We start from the raw sequence: 19603 nt of genomic DNA, 5'->3' as shown, positions 1-19603 counted from the left end.
GATGAGAGAGCGGTCGTCGCGTGGCTGGATATTTTCATGACAAATAAGAAAGACATTGCAATTCTTCGTGTAAACCACCTGCGTGGACCGAACATCTGGACCTACCGCCCTGTCATCGAAACGTGGCTCGACATCGGCGAACTCGAAGAATGTCCTTCGAATAAACTCCCCGGCCTGTATGAACGCCTCACCGCCTGGCTGCCGGGCCTGATCGAACACCGCTGCGGCGTCGGCGAACGGGGCGGCTTCCTGGAGCGCCTGCGCGACGGCACGTGGTCCGGTCACATCCTCGAACACATCGTCCTCGAATTGCAGAACCTGGCCGGCATGAAGACCGGTTTCGGTAAAACCCGCTCCACCGCCGACCGCGGCATTTATAAAATGGCATTCCGCACGCGCGACGAAACCGTCGGCCGTGCCGCCCTGCAGGCTGGCCACGCGCTGCTGATGGCCGCCATCAACGACACCCCGTTCGACCTGCAGGCCAAGGTCGATGCGCTGACGGAACTGGTCGACCGCTACTGCCTGGGCCCCTCGACCGGCCACATCGTCGACGCCGCCACCGACCGCCGCATTCCGTCCATCCGCCTGACCGAAGGCAACCTCGTGCAACTGGGCCACGGCAGCGCGCAGCGCCGCATCTGGACGGCCGAGACGGACCGCACGAGCGCCATCGGCGAATCCATCGCCAGCGACAAGGACCTGACCAAGACCCTGCTCGCCTCCTGCGGCGTGCCGGTGCCGGAAGGGTCGGTCGTGCGCAGCGCGGCAGCCGCGTGGGAAGAAGCGCAGGACATCGGCCTGCCGGTCGCCATCAAACCCGTCGACGGCAACCATGGCCGCGGCGTGTCGCTGAACCTGATGTCGGAAGCGGACGTGCATGCCGCCTACGCCATCGCGTCCGAAGAAGGCGATTCCAGCGCCGTCCTCGTCGAGCGCTTCATTCCCGGCAACGAACACCGCCTGCTCGTCGTCGGCTCGAAAGTCGTCGCCGCCGCCAAGGGCGAATCGCTGTGGGTCGTCGGCGACGGCACCTCCACCGTCACGCAGCTGTGCGACGGCCAGATCAACATCGATCCGCGCCGCGGCAATTCCGAAGAATTCCCGCTCAGCCCCGTCGTGCCGGCCGAAAGCGACGAGGTCAAGCTGGACCTGCAACGCCAGGGCCTCACGCCGGCTTCGGTCCCGCAGGCCGGCCAGAAAGTGCTGATCCAGTTGAACGGCAACGTGGCCGACGACGTCACGGACGAGGTCCACCCGGAAGTCGCGTACGTGGCCGCGCTGGCCGCGCGCGTCGTCGGCCTGGACATCGCCGGCATCGACCTCGTGTGCGAAGACATCTCGCGCCCGCTGGAGGAGCAGCGCGGCGCTATCATCGAAGTCAATTCCAGCCCGGGCCTGCTCGCGCACATCAAGCCCGCCAAGGGCGAGCCGCGCAACGTGGGCAAGGCGATCGTGGAACACCTGTTCGCCGAGGGCGAGACGGGCCGCATCCCGCTCGTGGGCGTCACGGGCACCACGGACGCGGCACTCGCCGCGCGCCTCGTCGGCACCGTGCTGAACCTGGCCGGCAAGCACGTGGGCGTGGCCAACCGCGAGGGCCTGTTCCTCGACGGCCGCCAGGTCACGGCGCAGGACGGCACCCGCTTCGACGCCGGCCAGCGCCTGCTGATCAACCGCACCGTGCAGGCCGCCGTGTTCGAATCGAACGCGCGCACGATCCTGACCGAGGGCCTGCCGTACGACCGCTGCCTCGTCGGCATCGTGACCGACATGGGCAGCGTGGCCGACGTGGCCGACCTGTACGTGCGCGACGACGATGCGCTCTACAACGTGGTGCGCAGCCAGGTCGACGTCGTGCTGTCCGATGGCGCGGCCGTGCTGAACGCGGCCGATGAACGCGTGGCCGCGCTGGCCGAACTGTCCGACGGCGCCGTGCTGTTCTACGCGCAGGACGAAGCCAACGCCACCCTGGCCGCGCACCGCGCGGGCGGCGGCCGCGTCGCATTCGTGCGCAACCACCACATCGTCCTGGCCCAGGGCAGCGAGGAAATGCCGCTGCTGGGTATCGACAAAGTGAAGCCCGCCACCGCGGCGCAGCCGAATGCCCTGCTCGCGGCCGCGCTGGCCGGCTGGGCGCTGGACGTGCCGACGGACCTGATCTGCGCCGGCCTGCGCACGTTCGACCCGGCCGGCAAAAAGAAAAAGGCCTAATGGCGAGCCTGGCATGACCGGGCCGATACCGCAAGACCCTAAAGGAAAGACTTATGGAAGTATCACGCGTACGCGCCCTGCGCGGTCCCAACCTCTGGAGCCACCACACGTCGATCGAGGCGATCGTCGCCTGCGCGCCGGAAGAGGAATCGATCGGCGCCCTGCCCGGCTTCGAGACGCGCCTGCGCGCCCTGTTCCCGGAAATCTGGCCGCTGCAGCCGACCGGCCATGACGACACGATCCCGCTGGCCCAGGTGCTGGAAGTCGCCGCGCTGGCCCTGCAGGCGCAGGCCGGCTGCCCCGTCACGTTCAGCCGCACGACCGCCACGCTGGAGCGCGGCATCTACCAGGTCGTCGTCGAGTACAGCGAAGAAGACGTCGGCCGCCTCGCAATGGAACTGGCCGGGCAGCTGTGCGCCGCGGCCCGCAACGACCAGCCGTTCGACCTCGAAGGCGCGCTGAAGCAGCTGCGCGACCTGGACGAGGACGTGCGCCTCGGCCCGTCGACGGGTTCGATCGTACACGCCGCCGTCGCGCGCGGCATCCCGTTCCGCCGCCTGACCGAGGGCAGCCTCGTGCAATTCGGCTGGGGCAGCCGCCAGCGCCGCATCCAGGCCGCCGAGATCGACGCCACCGGCGCCATCGCGGAATCCATCGCGCAGGACAAGGAACTGACCAAGACCCTGCTGAACGCGGCCGGCGTGCCCGTCCCGCTGGGCCGCAGCGTGAACGATCCGGACGACGCCTGGGCCGCCGCCCAGGAAATCGGCCTGCCGGTCGTGATCAAGCCGAAGGACGGCAACCAGGGCAAGGGCGTGACCGTGAACGTCACCACGCGCGAGCAGCTGGACGCGGGCTTTGCCGCCGCGTCCGAGTTCCGCGACGAGATCATGGTCGAAAAATACCTGCCGGGCCACGACTACCGCCTGCTCGTCGTCGGCAACAAGCTCGTCGCCGCCGCGCGCCGCGACCCGCCGCACGTCGTGGGCGATGGCGTGCACACCGTGCGCCAGCTCGTCGACATCGTCAACAAGGACCCGCGCCGCGGCGACGGCCACGCGACGTCGCTCACGAAGATCCGCTTCGACGACATCGCCCTCGCCTCGCTGGCGAAGCAGGGCTATGACGCGGAATCGGTCCCGCCGAAGGGCCGGCGCGTCACCCTGCGCAACAACGCGAACCTGTCGACGGGCGGCGCCGCCACCGACGTCACGGACGACGTGCATCCGGAAGTGGCGGCGCGCGCCATCGCGGCCGCGCACATGGTCGGCCTGGACATTTGCGGCGTCGACCTCGTGTGCGACAGCGTGCTGAAACCCATCGAGGACCAGGGCGGCGGCATCGTCGAAGTGAACGCCGCGCCGGGCCTGCGCATGCACATCTCGCCGTCGTTCGGCAAGGGCCGCGCCGTCGGCGAAGCCATCATGGACACGCTGTACGGTCCGGGCGACGACGGCCGCATCCCGGTCGTCGCCGTGACGGGCACGAACGGCAAGACGACGACCGTGCGCCTGATCGCGCACCTGCTCGCAAGCTCCGGCCTGCGCACCGGCATGACGAATACGGACGGCGTGTACATCCAGGGCCGCCGCATCGACAGCGGCGACTGCAGCGGCCCGCGCAGCGCGCGCAACGTGCTGCTGCACCCGGACGTCGACGCGGCCGTGTTCGAGACGGCGCGCGGCGGCATCCTGCGCGAGGGTCTCGCGTACGACCGCTGCCAGGTCGGCGTCGTCACCAACATCGGCTCGGGCGACCACCTGGGCCTGAACTACATCACCACGCTGGAAGACCTCGCGGTCCTGAAGCGCGTGATCGTGCAGAACGTCGCGCCGAACGGGATGGCCGTGCTGAACGCGGCCGACCCGATCGTCGCGGGCATGGCCGAGAACACGAAGGGCGACATCACTTATTTCGCCGCGGACTGCTCGCTGCCCGTCATGCAGAAGCACCGCGCGCAGGGCCGCCGCATCGTCTACGTCGACAAGGGCCACCTCGTCGCGGCGCAAGGCAAGAACGAAGAACGCGTGCCACTGGCCGAGGTGCCCATCACCCGCGGCGGCGTGATCGGCTTCCAGGTCGAGAACGTGATGGCGTCCGTGGCCGCCGCGTGGGCCGTCGGCATCTCGTGGGATGCGATCCGCGTGGGTCTCAAGACGTTCGTCGGCGAGAGCGACAACGCGCCCGGCCGCTTCAACGTGTTCGACTACCGCGGCGCGACGGTCATCGCCGACTACGGCCACAACCCGGACGCGATCCAGGCCCTCGTGAACGCCGTCGAATCGATGCCGGCCAAGCGCCGCTCGGTGGTGATCTCGGGCGCGGGCGACCGCCGCGACGAGGACATCCGCGACCAGACCCGCATCCTGGGTAAAGCGTTCGACGACGTGCTGCTGTACGAAGACCAGTGCCAGCGCGGCCGCCTCGAGGGCGAAGTCGTGGGCCTGCTGCGCGAGGGCCTCGCCGGCGCGCCCCGGACGACGCACATCGACGAGATCAAGGGCGAGTTCGTCGCCATCGACAAGGCGCTCGAACGCCTGCGGCCGGGCGACCTGTCGCTGATCCTGATCGACCAGGTGGACGAGGCGCTGGCGCACATCGCCAAGCGGGTCAAGGAAGGCTGACGCCCTCTGGCCGTTGTTCCGAAACGGGCGCCGCGAGCGCCCGTTTTGCTTTTTATTGGTGCTGCTCAGAAACGTCAGGCACCGCGCACGCTACGTTAGGCAACGAACGTGGCCAGGCGCGGCATCTGGCATACCATGAATGAGAATTCGAGCGAGCGGTGCAACCATGACGATCGACAAGCAATCCCACCCCGTTGCAGACAACGACCCGGCCCCGGAAATGCCCTTCCGGCGCCTCCTGTACCGCTTCCTGTTCTTCGACTGGCTGTTCCGCGACGTCAGCGCCGCGCGCGACCGCATCGAACGGCACGCCGCGCACCAGCACAACCGCAAAATGAGCCGCTACCTGCCCGTCTACCTGCGGCGCTGGTCGTTCCTGACCGCCTTCGATTTCGCGCTCGGCATCCTGTTCGAGAAGGTGCTGCAGGCCGGGATCGTGTCGGCCTGGTTCTTCACGTGGTCGTGCGTGACCTTTACCGGCATGGTCGTCATCACCGTGGCCTGGCTCATCCTCAACCACGCGCGCCTGTCCTGAACTTGATGCCCAGTAAGTTGCCTTGGCGAAATTAACGGGAAACTGATGTCCTCAACCACAAGGAGGACGTCATGACTTACCGATGGATCGACGACCAGGGCTTGCTGAAGAAAATGCTCGGTGAACGGCGGAGCGACCGCTGGACGGCCGAGAGTGTGCAGGATGCGTTGCGGGCGCGGGGCGTGCACGCGGCGGCAAGGGCGATGGAGTATCGGCGCGTGGGGCTGGAGACGGCGCTCAGGGTGTTGGCGGTGCAGGGCAAGCGACGGCGCGGTTCGATTTCATGACCGAGCCGCACATGTGCTGCCTTGTTTCCTGTCATCGGCGTGCGGCCGTGGCCGAACAGTCGCTGTCCGGCCCCGCATCGAGCGTGATACACTTGGAGCAAAGGAGCATGTCATGATCATTTATACTCACGCTCAAACAAGTCTCGAATTTTTGCGCTCTGCGTTCGCCAGGTTGACCGTAGGCTCAAAGGTTTCCAACGCAGCGTTGGAAAAGTATCGTCGCAAGCAGGGTACCATCGCCGCGGGTGGCGCACCAGAAACGCTGGACGTCTATAAGTCCATCTACCGAAATAAAAAGCTGACCCCAGAGGAGCAATACCGCGCCTTGTTCGGCAAGCCGTTCGAGCAAGAATAGGGGTTTCTTTGACTCTTAAAGTTTCGGTAAAAATTTCGACTCTCCTTAGTGGCGCCTTATCGTTTCACGAGATCAACCAACTGTTGACGGATTTTTTCGAGTGGAAAAAACTCGGTCCAGCGGGCGAACACGAAAGCTATATTTTCGGCAAGGACGGCTTCTACGTCCCGCCAGCCAGTCCTCCCGACACGTTGCGCCATGCCCATATGGTGCCGCCGGAGGACGATCCGTTGTATGCCCAATGGAACATCGACTTCAAACGGCGTCCTCCATCGCGAAAAACAAGCAATAAAGCGCTTGTTTATGCGTGCAATATCAATGGTTTCACGAAAAGGGAAACCTATTTATTGATTGGCATTCTGGAGAATCCAAACGCGCATGAGTTCATCAAAAAGCGTACCCCGATCGAAATCGCGGTGATGAATGAATACATTAGGATCGCGCAGGCGTTCAACCATGACGCGAGACAGCCGGCAAATTTCATCGATGTAAATTATTCCAGGTCAAACTAACGCGGTGACGGCCTTGACTTGGCGCGTGCCGCAGCGAGCCCTCCCCAGGTCACGCTGACGCGGTAAAATGGCGGTCCTGGCACCCTCTTGCCCCGCTGTCCCCGATCTTGACCACATGAACGTTCCACGCGAAATCAACGCCGATGCGGCCAAACGCCTCGCGACCGAAAAGCACACCCCAATGATGCATAGGTACTTTTGCCTATGACAGCGGAACCGATTTAGAAAAAGCTACGCCAAAAGCTACGCCTTAAAAATAAGCGCCGAGGCAAAACCCACGTTGCAAAAGCAATATTTCTAGTTCAATATCCATCTTTACCTTAACCCGACGCGGACGTGTGCACCGCTGAACGGTTGCAAGTCAACTGTAGAGAGGGATGATTTGAAACAAGTTGTAATCGACAGTGAAGAAAAAGCCTTCGAGTATCTCGAGAAAGCTCTGAAAAACAAGATCGGCGACACCCCGCTTGAACTAAAATTCGACGGTTGGCCGTTCTTACAGATCCGCCTCAAAGGGCCGGGATACGACTCGACGATCACTTCTGACATCGCCGAGGCCGTGATAGAGTTGCAACGTGCAGTAAACAGAGCTTACGCACGTACAGTTCACGGCACTGCAAACTCCCGAAGCCTGACCGATACTGAACGACGAGACGTCCAGTTCAAGGCCAAGGTCAAACGCGGGAGCTCAGTTCTCGAGATCAATCTAGGCGAGTTCGCTGAAAAGCTTGCTACAGCAATTACTACGAAAATGAGCCCTGAAATGCTTGTGCTCACCGTGCTTGGCATTACCGTTACCGGGGCCAGTTTGTTGGCCTACAAAGCTTTCCTCAAGCACCGGAGCGATGACAAACAGATCGAGCAAACCACTCGTGATCGTATTGCCATGAGCCAAGAGGAAACAAAGCGCGCCAAAATCATGGCGGATGCGCTGACACGTGTGCCTGCTCTACGCCACACGCGTGATGATTTCGATGATGCCCGACAAGGCATTCTGCGCTCAGCTGCAAACGCGAACTCCCTCGAAGTTAACGACCTCGAGATTGAAGGCGAGGCAGCCCGCGTAATCGGAACTGCTCGACGCACAGAGTCGGAAGAGGTCCAACTGAATGGTAATTACACTATCCTAGCGACAGACCTCCGCCGACCTGACGAAATCCGCTTGCGGGTGGAAAACCGCCAAACGGGACAGGAATTTTTCGCGTCGTTCCGTGATCAAACACTTAATCGTTCGCAAGTAGCACTTTTACAAGATGCCGAGTGGTCCCGGCGACCGGTCTATCTCAGCATAAACGCTCGTTCGCTGCGCGGTGAAATCACAACAGCAACCGTGATTTCAGTCACACAGCAACCGCTCGCAGCAAGGGATGAATAAAGCACCGCTGGATGTTATGAGGTAAACATCCGTGCGCCCGTCACCTTGACCTCACACCGCTCGGCAGTTGACGACTGCCAAGTTGCCATAAACCCAACACGCCCACTATGTCTTCATCGACAACAGGAGGGCATATGGGCAACGTGGTCTATACCGGGGAAATCGAGAAACTGGAAGGGCATGCGTCGTACGGCGACGGCGGATGCGTCGCGCTCGTGCAGCGGCTGACGAGCGCCGGGCACACAAGCACCTGGAAGCGCGGACAGCGTGTAGTCGACCTGCGCTCCCTTGCTCCGGGCACGGTGATCGCCAATTTCGAGCCCGATGGCAAAGGCGGCTTCCGCTTTCCGAACAAGAAGGGTTCACACGCAGCATTGTTCATGGGGTTTGGAGGGCGCAGCGTTACCAGCGGCCGGGCGACGTCGATCATCGTCATGGATCAGTGGATTGGGCAGCGAGTGCACTCCAGGCCTATCAGGGCTTACGGCGATCGCCCTTACCAGCCGGGCGCCGGCCACCACGACAGCGACAACGCGGATCAGTTTTACGTGGTGGTGAAATGAGGCGCGCGCTTCTGCTTTGCGCGGCCCTGGCGCCGGCCGTGCATTCACAAGTCATCGAGTGCCCGAAGTTCTACCCTTCGACGGACACGGCCCTGGCTGAGGTACCGTACCAGCACAAGGGCGGGGGCTTCGTCGCCAAGTCCCCGCTCCGCAACGCCCTCATGTACGCTGGCGAGATCAACGGCAAACAGGCGTTGGTCGGCGAGCCGCACAAGGTGAAGGGCGGCCGAGACTTGCACCATGGCTTCGAGCCAGGTGAGAGCAAGTGGCTCGTCTGCTTCTACGGCGAGGACAGGACGATCGCATGGTGGGAACAGATCAACCCGAAGGTGACCAGCTGCGTCGTGCAGGTCCGCGAAGGTCGGAACGTCCCGATGACCGTCAAGGCGACGTGCAAGTAGTACCAACGGGCGTCGAGCTGGGTGGGGCTGGCTGCGGCCGCAGTGCCGGTGGCACGATGACCGGCTGACCCTATACCACGCGCAGCACCAGCTCGGGCGCGCGGCCCGGGCGATGATGTGCGGGTCCGTCACGGCACCATGCCTTCGTCCTTGAGCACGGCCTGGCACGAACGCCCCGTGGCCAGGTCTTCCTCGACCTGCAGCTTCAGCGCTCTAATATCTCGCTCAGCGTCTTGTCGAACCAGCCTGCCGGGTGGATCGGCTTCGTTGCTGCCGCCGGCGCTTTGCGCTTCGGTGGGGGCGGCAGGTCGGTCACCACATAACGCGGAGCCGACGTACACGCGACGAGTAACAATGCGCTCGCGCACAGGCTGAATTTCTTCATGATTTTTCTCCGTAATGGTTGCGTTGCTGGCCACCTGGTGGGCGGCCGTCGTAGCGTTTTCGCGCGTGCGCTTCACCACGGCAGCGGCGTCGGCTGCAGCGCGCTCGGCGATCGCCGCAGCGTGGCCCGCGTCGTATCGTTCGGCGCCATAGTGGCGCAGGCCAAGCCATCCACCCACGGCAAGCAGAACCGCCAGCACGACGCCGATCAGCGGGTCTCCGATGCGGCTCATACGATGACCTTCCGTGCCGCAGCATAGAAGTTGAGACGCTCCTGCAGGCCATTCTTGCCGCCGTTGATGCGCCGGCAGATCTCGACCTGTTCGCCTGCATCGGCCAGCGCATTCAAACTGTGCTTGCGCCAGAACCACGCCGCCGACCGCGCAGCCAGCGTCGGCCCTTCAAGCAGTTCCGGGGAGCTCAGCAAGTCGAATCCCAGCATCGCCCCGCACGTCCTGTAGTTCGCGCGGCCGGTGATCTGGATCAGGCCGCGGCCGCGATAGCGGAAGCCATCGCCCGGGTACGTGTTGCCGAGATCGACACGGCCTTCATATCCGCGCTGCGCTGGCGTCGGTCCCCACATCTCGCGAGTGAAACGCAGTTGGCCACTTTCGTGCGCGATCTGGGCAATGAAGCTGGCTTGGCGCTGCGGCGTGTCGATGCCGAACTCGGCCATCGCGGACGTCAACGGCGTGGCGAAGAGGTCGGCCAGCTTGCGGGCGAGCGGCATGATGCTGCGGAGGTCGTCGGCGTCCATCAGATCGCATCCTTCACGGCTTTCGCAGCTTGCGCGCCGTCCGCGATGATCTGCGTGATATCGGCGTCGCGGCGCTTGTCGATGTAGATGAACAACGCGCGGATGATCAGCCACGCCGGCAGGCCGCACGCGAACGCAATACCGAACATGCCAACGAGGCCGAAAATGTCATCGGCCCAGCGCTGGAGCCCGAGCCAGCTGATCAGGCAGGCGCCGCCGCCGATGGACCCGACGAGCGTGCAGATAAGGGCAACGTGCCATTCTTGATCGGTCTTCGGCTTCGTCATGGACATGACGATGTATGCGGCCAGGCCTGCGCCGACGCCGGTGCCGGCCAGGCCGCCCAGGATTTTCCAGCCTGCGACGCCGGCCGCGCCGGTCGTGATGGGTTCGCTCATTTCATTTACTTTCATGGTAGGTGTGGTAGTAGTTGCGGATCAATTCGTGCCCGCCTCAAGAGCGGCCAGCTTCAGGGAAAAGAGTTCGTCGTAGCGGACGCCGTACCGGTTGCCCGCCGGGCGCGCCACCTGGACGATCACGCCTTCCTCGTCCACGATTTCCGGTGTTTCTTCCCACTCGTCGTAGCAGAGCAGCCCGTACGCGAACGCATCGAGGCCTTCGGCTTCAAACGCGTCCTTGACCTGCTGGGCGATCACGCCAAAATGCAAGCGCGCGCCGTCGCCCTTGGTGGCCACGGCGTCGATGAACTTGAACTGGACGAACTTGACCCGCCTTACCGCCCGTATGGCGGCCTGGTCGATGTCCTGCACCTGCTGCTTTTCGCGTCCATCGGACGTATTGATGGCGCCGGTGCCGGCGTACACAGTCTTGAAGCGGAAGGTCGCCCCACCAAGGTCGGTCGCGTTGTCCTGGCGCGCCAGCAGCCCCGAGGCGGACAGCGACAGGATGTCCGTGCCGGCCGCCGTTTTCCAGAAATGAGAGTCCGACTGGTATGACAGCGTTGCCCCCGCACCGGTGGCCGAAATCACGTTGGATCCCGCCCGGGTGAAAGTCAGCGTTGCGCCGGAGGCCTCGAACTGGATATTGCCAACCGTGCCGTAGAACGTCTCGATGCCGGTCGAGCTGAAACGCTTCTTCGCCGCGCCATTCATCTGCAGTTCCAGCGCTTTGGCGCCGGCATTGTCCGGGTCCGCAACCAAGTCGACGAAGCCGGGATAGCCGAACGTCAGGCGGGCGGCGAGATTGGGCAGCTTCGCGACGTTGATCGCGCCCGGGAGGCTGCGATGCATCTTGTATTCCGAGGCATCGGGCGGTCGGTTGTGGGAGAACCCGATCAGCGATACCGCCTCCGGCGCCGTCGCCACCGGGCCGACCGCGGCGCCCGAGCTTTCACCATAGCCACCGATCAGGCGGATGTTCGCCGCGGCCGCGCTTGCCGGGACGTAGTTCAGCAGCTTCCCCGTCCACAGCTCCCACCAGCAGCTGATGAAGTCGATTTCGGTACCAGCCTGGATGTAGATCGAGTCGACTGCCCGCAGGAATCGGCAGTTCTTGAACGTCGTGCGTGTAGTGCGATTCCCTGCGCCAGTCGGGTCGGGGCGGAACCACACGTCATACGTTCCGCTGATGTTCGTCGTGACGTTTTCGAAGTAGTGGTAAAAGCCGCCGGAATCCGATCCGCCAACGGTCGGCCCGGGCTGCAGCATGATCTGGTGCGTGCAGTTCGAGATGAATGCGTCGCGCACGGTTTGGTATGACTGGCTGGTGAACGTCGTGGTCTGCGTGATGCTCTCGGGGGCGCCGCCGTAACCGATTACCGAAGCAAGGCCATTGCCGTCGATCTGTAGGTCGCGCACGCCCGAGAACAGGCGCGCGTTCCGCACGGCCATCATCGTGGCAGAATTGGCGCGCAGGATGGTGCCCGCGCCTTCCCCCTCGATGATGATGCCGTTAGCGGTCGTCGTCACGCCGCCAGTGCTCGGGATCAGGATGCCGTCTTTGTAGGCATCGGCACCGGCTTTGCCATCAAGGCGGTAGCCGCCCGATGGGACGAACAGCCGGCCGCCGCCGCGCGAGACGAGATAGGACATGCCAGCCGAGAATGCGTCGGTCATATCCAGCGTGTAAGTGTAGGCCTTCGCGTCTGCGCGCTGGGCGTCGGTCATGAAGTCGGTAATGCTCACGCGCTCGCGGAGCTTTTCCAACACGGTACGCTTGACCGCGCCGATCGCATCCTGGATGAAGCCGATCAGGGATGAGCCCAAAGAGGCAATCAAATCCTCGCGCGTTGCCCCTTGATGGACCGTGACCTTACCTGCCGCAAGGTCTGCATCGACCGTCGTCGCAACATGGTCAATCAGCGCGACATAGGCAACACCGTCGGAAACATAGACATCTTTCGTTGCGTACGGCGTTCCCCCGACGAAAGCTCCGCGTACATTGAAAGCCTTTAGCGAATTGATCGCCCCACGGACTGTCAACTTAATCCTGCCGAGACGGTCCGTCGCGGTCTCTGCTTCGGATGTCGCGACCTCACCAATATGGTCGAGATCCTTTTTGCCGTTATTCAGGTCGTTGATATTCAGCGCCGGCATGTAAATCCTTTTCTTTGGACGAAAAAAAAGCGCCACTGGCGCTTTGCTGAAACTGCAATTGTCATTTTTACGACCCCATTTCGCTACCGACCAACAAACTGCGGATGCTATTGAGCAGGTCGAGCGCCGTCGGCAGATCAGTCGCTTCCGGCGGCAGCGGCACACCTGCTGGCTCGACGGGAACGAACCCCAGCGCAGCTTCGATCTGCTCAGCGGTAAAGCCCGTCAGGCCTGCGCCATCCCCGGAAAACGACGTTGCATGCAGTCGGCCGGTTGCCGGGTTAAACGAAAGTTTCGAAGTCGACGTGTACTGACGCACCGCGGCACCAACAGTTTTGACCCAAGGCAGGTAAACGGTCGCATCCGTGTCCTCATCGTTCTCAATCGCGACCACTCCGGTAAGCCTGACGATGACGTCGTCGTATCCCTTGCTGTACAGCGTGTAATCCGTCAAGTTGAGCGCCAGGCCACCCACGATCACCTCTGTAGGTAGCGGCTCCTTCCCCGCGATTACGCTGTGAGGAACTTGTACCTGTACAACCATATCCCATCCCTCAATTAATGATCTCGGATTTATCGGGCATCGCTGCATGATCCGCAGCGTAATAGTCGGCCGAATAGTTGATGGCCCTGATCGTGACGTACTGCGGGTCGGAGAGATCCATCTCCTGCACCAGGTAAGCCTGCGCACCGCGTGCACTATCGGCCGCGAAGCTATAGATCGTCCGAATACCATCCGACCCATAGCTCGTCACGATCTCCTCGCTGGGCAACGCCTGCAGGATGACCTGGTTCGGCTCCGCACTAGCCCTGCAGGCGATGCTCTGCAACGAGCCATCCCGGCGCATCAGGACGATGCTGTGCGGCTGGCCCGGCACGAAGGCCACGTCACCGCTTAGCGTCAGCGTGAGCCCATCCTGTCCCACCACTTCACCGTCGTACGACTTGAAGCGCGTGTTGTCGACGATGTCGATCCGTGCGTTCGGCAGCAACGAGCGTGCATCTGTCGTCGTCGTGGTCTCGATGGTGATGCGCTGACCGAGCAGCTTGCGATACTCCCGGTTCGCCCGCAGCCAAGCCTGGGCGAACGAGCGAATGCCGGCGATCTCGAATTTCTTCGCCTTCGTATGCGAGCCGTCGAGCGGCAGCGTGATCGTCTCCGACTGGCCGGTGTCTGGATCGGCGTACACGAACTCCACGCCGTCATAGTCCGAGTCCGATGCGAACGTGCGCGTGATCGTCTCCGCCTTCGGCTTCTTGTTCCGATGCGTAAACAGCGCGGTGCTGTTCGCCTGAGCTTGGTCGAAGGCCAGCCGGATCTTGCCGTTCTGCCGGTACGCGATGCAGAAGCCGGCGTTGGCGATCATGACCACGGCTTCCTCGAAGCTGGTGTTGTCCGTGTCGAAGGTGTAGTTGAACTGCCCACACTCGGGATTCCACGCATCGAGCGCCTGCTGCACGTCCCAGATCTGCTTCATGTCGACCTCGGACGCCAGATCGCGCCGCCCGATCTTGGGGTCGATCGACACTGCGGCAATGATGTCAACCAGCCTCGATGTGGCCGCGATAGTTCCCGACACGAGACGGCCATCGTCGCCGAGCACGCCGGAAAACGATACGCCGTTATAGATCGGGAGCTTGCGCGACGCCAGGCAGTTCAGCTGACGGGTCTTCACAGCCGTGGCGCGCGCCGTTGCCTGCGTCACCGTGTGCACGGTGGTCTTGTTCCCGAACTCCGCTTTCGATACCGGCGATACGCTATAGAGATCAGTCCATTTGATCTCGTCGACCACCGTCCCCTTGAAGTCGAAGTCGAACGGCGTGGTGCGGTACATCCGCACGCGCGCCGGCCCGGTCCAGCCGGTCACATGTTCGACTGTTTCGGCCCGCTCGTCCTGCACCGCTCCCGACAACGAGGCGGTAATGGTCTCAACGGCGCCGGTCGGCGTCAGGTCCGCAGCCAGACGCTCGATTTCGATGGTGAAGCCGACGGCCGTGATCAGCTTTCCGTTGTCGTCTTTGAACATGCCGTTCTGGGCAACCACGTTGCACCACACTTCGGTGCGGTCCGCCTCCGGCAGCGTTACCCAGTCCGTGACGTACGTGGCGCCCACAATGGTGATCGCGCTGTCGACCTCTTTCTCGGCTGGCCAGCTGGCCGTGGTCAGCGTGATCACGCCATCGTCGACCGCAGCGACCGTGTACGTGCCCGAATAGTTATACGGGCCCGCGACGACAGTTTCGTCGACCTTCGACCCGTCGTAATCGAGGCCGGCGTACGTGGTTTTGTTAAAGCCTGCCATCACGACCGTGATCTGATCCCCGACGTCGATCACCGAATTGAAGTTCGGCTTCTTGTCGATCTGCGTGATCGTGTCGCCTCCGGCCGCCGGAGTGTATCGGTACTTCGCACTGGCCGGCAGTTGCACCTGGTTGACCGCCTTGAGCGTGATCCCGTCGACCTCGATGGCCCGCTTCGCGGTCACGACACCGTCGCCAATCGGCGCGCCGATCTGCAGCATCGGGGTGCCACTGTTCGGCGACGTGAACGGGGCGTAGAAGGCCGCGCTGGCGCCATCGATGTCGGCGATCAGCGTGTCGCCGTCGCGCACCTCGTCGATGTCGTAGTAGCCGCGGCCGACGCAGTAGTAGCCATATTCGAACTTCGAATGCTGGATGTACTTGTTATAGGTCGGCATCATCAGCGACGGGATCGACTTGACCGTGCCATAGATGTCCTCAACACGCTCGAGCAGCCTCACCTTGTTCTCGCGGTTGCCGAGCGCGTTATTCGGGCTCTGCTGGGTCCGGTTCACGTTGCTGGGCATGACCGGCTTTGGCATCAGCACGATCGCCGCCACGGCGATGATCGCCGAGACGATGGCGATCACCGCGTAGTACTGCGCACCGGGGCTTTGCAGCACCACATACTCGGCGCAGTCGCCGGCAAGGATGGCCCGGACATCGCGGCTGATCTCGGTCTCGGCGCAGGGTTCGCCCCGGAATATCTGGACCGTAACGTCCGGCGCCGGTCCGTAGTGGTCCAGCAGCCATTCCGCCAGGCTCGGGACTTCGAACACCCGGGGCGCCGCTGGTGCGAACGGGGAATCGTATAAGCGGATGCGGATCATGCTGCGCGCGCCCAGAATTCAATCACGCCGTAGGCGTCGCGGATTACCGACATCTCCTCATAGCGGTTGCCGGCATCGAGCGCGTGCAGCACCTTCCCCTGGTAGAACACGCCGCAGTGATGCAGGCCCATCGCGGCCGTCTTGCCCATCAGGACGACGCAGTAATCGGCCGGCTCCGCGATCTGGGCAAAGCCTTCGGGTGACTTGTGCAGGGCGATGCGGAAGGCGCTGGCGATCGCGCGGATCGACGTGTTGACGGTCTTGTAGTCCGTGACCGGCAAGGCCAGCTCGGAAGTGTAGACGTCTGCAACCAGCTGCCAGCAAGGCGGCGTGTCGTACTGCCTGGCCAAGTAATCGTTGATATTCATTACAGGAATCCTCTCAACATCGGGATGTCTTTCGGTGCGTAGAGTTCGCCGGTGCGGCTCATGTTCAGGCGCGGCGACACGGCGCTGATGCTGGCCGCGCCGAGGGCATACGAAATGCTCTCGGCCTGCAGCACCGCCGTCGCTTGCGCCATCGTCAAGTCGTCGCTCAAGTATTCGCGATACACGATCCTGATCTTCTCCGTCGTGTCGACCGGGATCCGGTCCAGCTGCTCGCGGAACTCGTCCTCGATGTCGACCAGGCCGATCTGGATATCGAACTTCTGGTCGAGATGCCCTTCATTGCCGGCCAATTTGATCTCGATGTTGCAGGGATCCATATCGACCAGCACGCCATCGACGACCGTCTGGCCGGCGTAGGGTTCGCGCCACAGGTGGTAGGTCTTGCTCATGGCCGAGTGGCTGATCTGCAGCGTCGCGATCGTCCAGATCGTCTGCGGCGCCGACGCGAGGAAGCGGCGCAGGCGCGTTTCAAGGTCGAGGCTCATCAGAAGTCCAGTACGTTAGTGTCGACCAGGGCGAAGGTCGCCAGGCGCTGCAGCAGCGCGTTGGAGCCCGCACCGTAGGTGTTGTACACGTCGAGCATCCCGGCGGCATCGGCAGCTGTCATTTCGTAGACCTTGTTCTCGGCCTCGACGACGAAGGACACCACGATGGCGGTGCCGCCCGTGCGCGCGGCCGAGTACGAACCGGGCATGATGTTCACGGCGTGCAGCTCGGGGCCGAAGCCGGAGTCGAGCCGCATGTCGAAGGTGATCGCACCCTTCTTGATGATGTGGTGGTAAAAGGCCGTCCACACCGAGAACTTGAGCGCATCCAGGATCAGCGTCACCTGATAACGCTGCGGCCCGCGGTCCCAGTCCAGGCCGAAGCGCGCGGCGCCGCCGGCGACCTCGGTGCGCAGCACGCCGCCCGGATCATCCAGCGAATATGAGGACACGGTCGGCGTGAAGCCGTTCGGCATTACTGGATTCGTCATGAGCGGGACCTCGGCACGGAGTAGTTACGGTTCATTGCGCGCGACGTGCGGCTGTTTGGGTCGGCCAGCGAAGATGCAGTAGCGCTCACGGCCTCCTCGATGATGAGCGCACGCTCCGTGGCCGAGATCCGGTGCTCGGTGACGTTGCCGATCGGCGCCCTGGTGTTATTCACGATGGTCAGCTTCATGTCGCCGCCACCGCCGCCGATCTTGTCGTTCGGGATGATCGTGCCGTGGGTCGGCGGCCGGAAGATCTCCGGACCCTTCTCGCCGACCAGGAAGGCCCCGCCATCCCATACCGGTCCACCCTTCTCGCGGGCGCCGGCGATCGCCATCCCGGCCACCATCCCTGCACTTGCATAACCGGACACCCGGATCACCGTTGCCATCGGAAGGCCGAAGACGCCCAACTGTGCGCCTGCTTTCGCTGCTGCCACCTCGGTATTCAAAATGATTTCAGCAACAGCTATCGCCTTGCTCGCGAGAAATGCAGCCTTCGCAAGTGCCGACTGCTCCCTCCCCGATTGCTGGAGCAGGCCGTAGAGTTGATCGGCCGCACCACCAGCCATCGAGAGCGACTGCTGGTAGTTCGCCGCCTCCATCTCCGCGATCGCGGCCGCATGACGTTGCTTTTCCCTTTCGATAGCCTGGTCAGCCTCAATGGTATTTGCGAGCTCCTTGTCGCGATACGACTGCAGATCCTTGAGATGGTTCGCATACTGCGCATTCTCTTGTTCCTGCGGCGTTTTCAGCGAATCTATGGTCTGGCGGCCGATGCTCTGTGTCGTGGCACTGTTGATCTTGGCTGCGTGGTCGGCCGCGTCCTTCCGGTACTGTGCAATCGATGCCTCGGTGATCGTCCCCTTTTCCTTTGCCTGCCGGATCTTCTCCTCGATATCGAGCTCAAGTCGGCGCGCGTCGGTCAACTTGGCTACTTCGAGCGCAGACTTGCCGTATAGGTCATTGTTGAACCTGAGTTGACTTTCCGCCTGATCCTGCTCACGATTCCAATCCTCCATCGACTTGTTCAGGCCAGACTGGGCGGCCGACATGCTCAAGGTCTGCATCTCCAACGCACGGGTCGCGTCCAGGCGGGCCTTGTCTCGCAGCGCGACCTTCTCGGCGATCTTGTTCGCAATCGCAGCCTTGTCGGCATCCTTGCCGGCCACCGCCTGGGCTTTCTGCAGCGCCGAGATCTCCGCGTCGTATGCACGGACCGAAGCGTCTCGGGCCTGCTCGATCGCGGCAATCTTGTACTGTGCATACGTCTGCACATCCACGATGTCCTGGGCACGCAGCTCCTGCATGAACTGGTCCTGGAAGGCGGCTGTATCGCGCTCCTGGGCATAGGCGGCCTCAATCGCCTTGATCTGTCCCTCCAGCAACGCCCTGGTCGGGTCGTCGCCCTTTGCGCGCAACGTCGGCGCACGGGGCTTGGGCTTGTTGGCATCGTCGGCCACAGCCGGGGCCGGGGCTACCGCAGGCTGCGGCGTGCGGTCGAGGACCTTGTCGATGAACTCCTGGTGCTCCTTCGCCGCCTTCGCGGCATCGGCCTTCATGGCGTCGCCGATAAAGTTGAAGCCCTTGATGTCACCATGTGCCAGCGCAGCGAGCTGGGCCGCGATGCCACCGATCTCCGTGCCGACAGCCTTGAAGGTGAAGGCAACTTCCGATCCGACGACGACAAACGTTTCGAGGACCGTGCGGACTACGGCGCCGGCCAGGGAGAACTTGTTCGAACTTTCAGCGGCGCCGAGCATTTCGTCGGCTACGGTCTGCAGGAGCGGTAGCACGGCAGATGCGATCGAGTTGGCGAATCCCTTCTGCTGGACCGTCAGCTTTCCCATCGTATCGTTGAAGTTGTCCGACGCGCTGGCCAGCTCGTCCGTTACGCCGCTGTACTGCTTGGCATAGGCGATGTTCTCGCGCAGCGCATCGCCGCCGTCATTCAGGAGCGGGATCATATCGGCGCCGGCCTTACCGAAGACGCGAAGCGCGATCGCCGTCTTTTCCGGGCCGTCTGCGTAATCCTTGAACTTGTCCGCAACCTCGGCAATGACGACGTCGGCCGTCTTCAGATTGCCTTGTGCATCGCGCACCGAGATTCCCAACTTGGAGTACGCCTCGATCATGTCCTTGTTGCCGCCAGCGGCCTCGGCGACGGACTTGTTGACCTTGCCTGCAGCTGCCGACACGCTTTCCAGGTTACCGCCGGCTTGGCCAGCCGCAAAGCCGAGGCCATTCAGCGTTTGAACAGCTACGCCCGTTTTCTGGGACATATCGCGCAGCTCATCTGCCGCGTCGATCGATCCCTTGATCAACTCCGCAAATGCGCCGACCGTCACCCCAACGCCCAAGACCTCGAGGGCTTTTTTCCCAATCTCTATCGCGCCCTCGACACGCTTCATGGCGTCTTCAGTTTCCTTGCCCGATTTCTTCATGTCGCTGAGGTACTTCGCGATGTTGGCCTCGAGGGTGACGACGAGCGAGCCGAGATTTGCCATATGTTTGTCCAATAAAAAAAAGCTCGCCGAAGCGAGCTTTG

General features: G+C 62.8%; 19 protein-coding genes. 9 read left to right on the top strand and 10 right to left on the bottom strand.

Going from position 1 to position 19603, the window contains the following annotated elements:
• Nucleotides 1-36: 36 nt before the first annotated feature.
• The 9 genes from cphA (ACEN98_RS09415) to ACEN98_RS09375 all read left to right on the top strand — a co-directional run bounded on the left by cphA (ACEN98_RS09415) (nucleotide 37) and on the right by ACEN98_RS09375 (nucleotide 8866).
• Complete coding sequence (gene cphA, locus ACEN98_RS09415) at nucleotides 37-2214, top strand: cyanophycin synthetase (protein WP_413383756.1); 2178 nt, start codon at nucleotides 37-39, stop codon at nucleotides 2212-2214.
• 53 nt (nucleotides 2215-2267) lie between these two features.
• Nucleotides 2268-4838, top strand: a complete 2571-nt coding sequence (gene cphA / locus ACEN98_RS09410; protein WP_413383753.1) for a cyanophycin synthetase — start codon at nucleotides 2268-2270, stop codon at nucleotides 4836-4838.
• 166 nt (nucleotides 4839-5004) lie between these two features.
• A complete protein-coding gene (locus ACEN98_RS09405) occupies nucleotides 5005-5373 on the top strand; it encodes a hypothetical protein (RefSeq protein WP_413337230.1) in 369 nt (122 codons plus the stop codon).
• 71 nt (nucleotides 5374-5444) lie between these two features.
• Nucleotides 5445-5660 (top strand): hypothetical protein, encoded by a 216-nt coding sequence (locus tag ACEN98_RS09400; RefSeq protein WP_413383750.1) that lies wholly within the window; start codon nucleotides 5445-5447, stop codon nucleotides 5658-5660.
• 112 nt (nucleotides 5661-5772) lie between these two features.
• Nucleotides 5773-6015 (top strand): hypothetical protein, encoded by a 243-nt coding sequence (locus tag ACEN98_RS09395; protein WP_413383747.1) that lies wholly within the window; start codon nucleotides 5773-5775, stop codon nucleotides 6013-6015.
• An 83-nt stretch (nucleotides 6016-6098) separates the two neighbouring features.
• Nucleotides 6099-6527 (top strand): type II toxin-antitoxin system YafO family toxin, encoded by a 429-nt coding sequence (locus ACEN98_RS09390; RefSeq protein WP_413383744.1) that lies wholly within the window; start codon nucleotides 6099-6101, stop codon nucleotides 6525-6527.
• Nucleotides 6528-6909: 382 nt separating this feature from the next.
• A complete protein-coding gene (locus ACEN98_RS09385) occupies nucleotides 6910-7902 on the top strand; it encodes a hypothetical protein (protein ID WP_413383741.1) in 993 nt (330 codons plus the stop codon).
• A 134-nt stretch (nucleotides 7903-8036) separates the two neighbouring features.
• On the top strand, nucleotides 8037-8465 hold the full coding sequence (locus tag ACEN98_RS09380) for a BPSL0067 family protein (protein WP_413383738.1): 429 nt from the start codon (nucleotides 8037-8039) through the stop codon (nucleotides 8463-8465).
• Nucleotides 8462-8866 (top strand): STY0301 family protein, encoded by a 405-nt coding sequence (locus tag ACEN98_RS09375; RefSeq protein ID WP_413383735.1) that lies wholly within the window; start codon nucleotides 8462-8464, stop codon nucleotides 8864-8866. The genes ACEN98_RS09380 and ACEN98_RS09375 overlap by 4 nt, the downstream gene beginning before the upstream one ends.
• A gap of 128 nt (nucleotides 8867-8994) precedes the next feature.
• On the opposite strand, the gene ACEN98_RS09370 is transcribed toward ACEN98_RS09375, so the two are convergent.
• The 10 genes from ACEN98_RS09370 to ACEN98_RS09325 form a co-directional block, all read right to left on the bottom strand.
• Nucleotides 8995-9483: a hypothetical protein gene (locus tag ACEN98_RS09370; protein ID WP_413383733.1), complete on the bottom strand. Its 489-nt coding sequence runs from the start codon at nucleotides 9481-9483 to the stop codon at nucleotides 8995-8997.
• Nucleotides 9480-10007 (bottom strand): glycoside hydrolase family 19 protein, encoded by a 528-nt coding sequence (locus ACEN98_RS09365; protein ID WP_413383730.1) that lies wholly within the window; start codon nucleotides 10005-10007, stop codon nucleotides 9480-9482. Before ACEN98_RS09365 ends, ACEN98_RS09370 begins: the two co-directional genes overlap by 4 nt.
• Nucleotides 10007-10405: a hypothetical protein gene (locus tag ACEN98_RS09360; protein ID WP_413383727.1), complete on the bottom strand. Its 399-nt coding sequence runs from the start codon at nucleotides 10403-10405 to the stop codon at nucleotides 10007-10009. Before ACEN98_RS09360 ends, ACEN98_RS09365 begins: the two co-directional genes overlap by 1 nt.
• A gap of 39 nt (nucleotides 10406-10444) precedes the next feature.
• Nucleotides 10445-12562, bottom strand: coding sequence for a tail fiber domain-containing protein (locus tag ACEN98_RS09355; protein WP_413383725.1), 2118 nt, complete (start codon nucleotides 12560-12562; stop codon nucleotides 10445-10447).
• Nucleotides 12563-12629: 67 nt separating this feature from the next.
• Entirely contained in the window at nucleotides 12630-13016 is a 387-nt protein-coding gene (locus ACEN98_RS09350) for a hypothetical protein (protein ID WP_413383723.1), read from the bottom strand.
• Between the two features lie 100 nt (nucleotides 13017-13116).
• Nucleotides 13117-15693 (bottom strand): host specificity factor TipJ family phage tail protein, encoded by a 2577-nt coding sequence (locus tag ACEN98_RS09345; RefSeq protein ID WP_413383721.1) that lies wholly within the window; start codon nucleotides 15691-15693, stop codon nucleotides 13117-13119.
• Complete coding sequence (locus ACEN98_RS09340) at nucleotides 15690-16061, bottom strand: hypothetical protein (RefSeq protein ID WP_413383719.1); 372 nt, start codon at nucleotides 16059-16061, stop codon at nucleotides 15690-15692. Before ACEN98_RS09340 ends, ACEN98_RS09345 begins: the two co-directional genes overlap by 4 nt.
• On the bottom strand, nucleotides 16061-16567 hold the full coding sequence (locus tag ACEN98_RS09335) for a hypothetical protein (RefSeq protein WP_413383717.1): 507 nt from the start codon (nucleotides 16565-16567) through the stop codon (nucleotides 16061-16063). The genes ACEN98_RS09340 and ACEN98_RS09335 overlap by 1 nt, the downstream gene beginning before the upstream one ends.
• A complete protein-coding gene (locus ACEN98_RS09330) occupies nucleotides 16567-17058 on the bottom strand; it encodes a hypothetical protein (RefSeq protein WP_413383715.1) in 492 nt (163 codons plus the stop codon). Before ACEN98_RS09330 ends, ACEN98_RS09335 begins: the two co-directional genes overlap by 1 nt.
• Nucleotides 17055-19562 (bottom strand): hypothetical protein, encoded by a 2508-nt coding sequence (locus ACEN98_RS09325; protein ID WP_413383713.1) that lies wholly within the window; start codon nucleotides 19560-19562, stop codon nucleotides 17055-17057. The genes ACEN98_RS09330 and ACEN98_RS09325 overlap by 4 nt, the downstream gene beginning before the upstream one ends.
• Between the last annotated feature and the right edge of the window lie 41 nt (nucleotides 19563-19603).

The organism is Massilia sp. CT11-137, assembly GCF_047302885.1.
GTDB lineage: Bacteria > Pseudomonadota > Gammaproteobacteria > Burkholderiales > Burkholderiaceae_D > Telluria > Telluria orientalis.
The sequence above is the reverse complement of the archived record's forward strand: the minus strand, read 5'-3'. Positions and strand labels throughout refer to the sequence as shown.